At 50.0% G+C, this 2633-nt stretch carries 1 rRNA gene and 1 other annotated feature (1 of these 2 running past the window's edge); the gene reads right to left on the minus strand.

The annotated features are described in order from the left end of the window. Positions 1-23: 23 nt before the first annotated feature. A 5S ribosomal RNA gene (gene rrf / locus AB2U10_RS19045) occupies positions 24-135 on the minus strand. Positions 136-188: 53 nt separating this feature from the next. Further along, positions 189-2633: a sequence feature (mutual gap in cmsearch alignment for this rRNA model is longer than 100), on the minus strand; it runs 219 nt beyond the window's last position.

The raw sequence follows: 2633 nt of genomic DNA on the forward strand, positions 1-2633 counted from the left end.
CGCTGACAGGCTCATTAATAAATATCCGGCATCTACCTACTCTCCCAGGTTTGATCCTAGTACCATCGGCGGTGTGGGGCTTAACTACTCTGTTCGAAATGGTTAGAGGTGGACACCCATCCTATTGACACCGTGAATCTCTTCTTTGTAACATGACAATCGGAAAAACTGAGTCGTTCGAGTTTTTAATTATAAGAGCTCTCGGTTCATTAGTACTACTCGGCTTTGACATTGCTGCCTCTACACCTGTAGCCTATCTACGTCATCGTCTATAACGTCCCTCTATGGAAGTCTCATCTTGAGGCCGGTTTCACACTTAGATGCTTTCAGCGTTTATCCTAACCATACTTAGCTACTCTGCCGTGCCCTTGGCAAGACAACAGATACACCAGAGGTATGTCCAATTCGGTCCTCTCGTACTAAAATCAGACCCTCGCAAACTTCCTACGCCCACCACAGATAGGGACCGAACTGTCTCACGACGTTCTGAACCCAGCTCGCGTGCCACTTTAATCGGCGAACAGCCGAACCCTTGGGACCTTCTCCAGCCCCAGGATGTGACGAGCCGACATCGAGGTGCCAAACCTCCCCGTCGATATGAGCTCTTGGGGGAGATCAGCCTGTTATCCCCGGAGTACCTTTTATCCTTTGAGCGATGGCCCTTCCATGCAGAACCACCGGATCACTATACCCATGTTTCCATCCTGCTCGACTTGTCGGTCTTGCAGTCAAGCTCCCTTTTGCTATTGCACTCAACGCACGGTTACCAAGCGTGCTGAGAGAACCTTTGGAAGCCTCCGTTACTCTTTTGGAGGCGACCACCCCAGTCAAACTACCCACCAAGCGATGTCCCTCTTCCCGAGGTTAGAAACCAAATATTCAAAGGGTGGTATTTCAACGTTGACTCCCGAATGCCTGGCGACACCCGTTCGCAGTCTCCCACCTATCCTACACATCAAATATCCAGTCACAACGCTAAGCTATAGTAAAGGTTCACGGGGTCTTTCCGTCCCGTGGCGGGTAGACGGCATCTTCACCGTCACTACAATTTCGCCGAGCTCACGGCTGAGACAGTGCCCAGATCGTTACACCATTCGTGCAGGTCGGAACTTACCCGACAAGGAATTTCGCTACCTTAGGACCGTTATAGTTACGGCCGCCGTTTACCGGGGCTTCAATTCAGTGCTTCGCATTGCTGCTAACACCCCCTCTTAACCTTCCGGCACCGGGCAGGTGTCAGGCCATATACGTCGACATTAATCTTCGCATAGCCATGTGTTTTTGTTAAACAGTCGCCTGGGCCATTTCTCTGCGGCCTCATCGCTGAGGCTCCCCTTATCCCGAAGTTACAGGGTTAATTTGCCTAGTTCCTTAGCCGTGATTCACTCGAGCACCTTAGGCTTCTCGCCTCGACTACCTGTGTCGGTTTTCGGTACGGTCAGTACATATCCATAACTTATCGGCTTTTCTTGGAACAGTATCCCCCAATTCGGTTCGTCCGAAGACTCCCCTCAACGAACATTTCCGTCGGTTCGTATCAAGCTTTACTGTCCGTCCCCGCTTCGTAATATGCACCGGTGCAGGAATTTTAACCTGCTTCCCATCGGCTTCTGCTCTCGCATTATCCTTAGGGGCCGACTTACCCTCCGTTGATTGACATAGCGGAGGAATCCTTAGTCTTTCGGTGTGAATGGTTCTCACATTCATTATCGCTACTTATTCCTACATTTGCTTTTCTAATCACTCCAACACCTCTCAAAAGATGCCTTCACCGTAATTAGAATGCTCCCCTACCAGTGTAGTATCGCTACTACAATGCTAAGCTTCGGTACTATACTTTATGCCCGCTTATTATCGATGCCCGCCCCGCTCGACCAGTGAGCTGTTACGCACTCTTTAAATGATTGCTGCTTCCAAGCAAACATCCTGGCTGTCTCGGCAGTCAGACTTCCTTTGTTCAACTTAGTATAGATTTAGAGACCTTAGCTGTAGCTCTGGGTTCTTTCCCTCTCGGACTCGGACCTTAGCACCCGAGCCCTCACTGCTGTGTATATATAATCGCATTCGGAGTTCGTCTGAATTTGGTAGGATGTGACTCCCCCGCATCCAATCGGTAGCTCTACCTCGATTATACTCAACACAACGCTGTACCTAAATACATTTCGGGGAGTACGAGCTATTTCCCAGTTTGATTAGCCTTTCACCCCTACCCACAGTTCATCCGAAAACTTTTCAACGTTTACCGGTGCGGTCCTCCAGTTAGTTTTACCTAACCTTCAACCTGACCATGGGTAGATCACTAGGTTTCGCGTCTACTGCATCGAACTTAACGCCCTGTTAAAACTCGCTTTCGCTTCGGCTCCGCTCCTCAAAAGCTTAACCTCGCTCGATACAGTAACTCGTAGGATCATTATGCAAAAGGCACGCCGTCACCAAATCACTTGGCTCCGACCGCTTGTAGGCGTACGGTTTCAGGTTCTTTTCACCCGGGTACTCCCCGTGCTTTTCACCTTTCCTTCACAGTACTAGTTCACTATCGGTGTCTCAGGAGTATTTAGCCTTGGCGGATGGTGCCGCCGGTTTCAAAGGGGATTTCACCGGTCCCCCCCTACTCAGGATCCTGCTCTCTCGTT

It is taken from the genome of Leadbetterella sp. DM7 (assembly GCF_040829825.2).
Lineage (GTDB): Bacteria > Bacteroidota > Bacteroidia > Cytophagales > Spirosomataceae > Leadbetterella.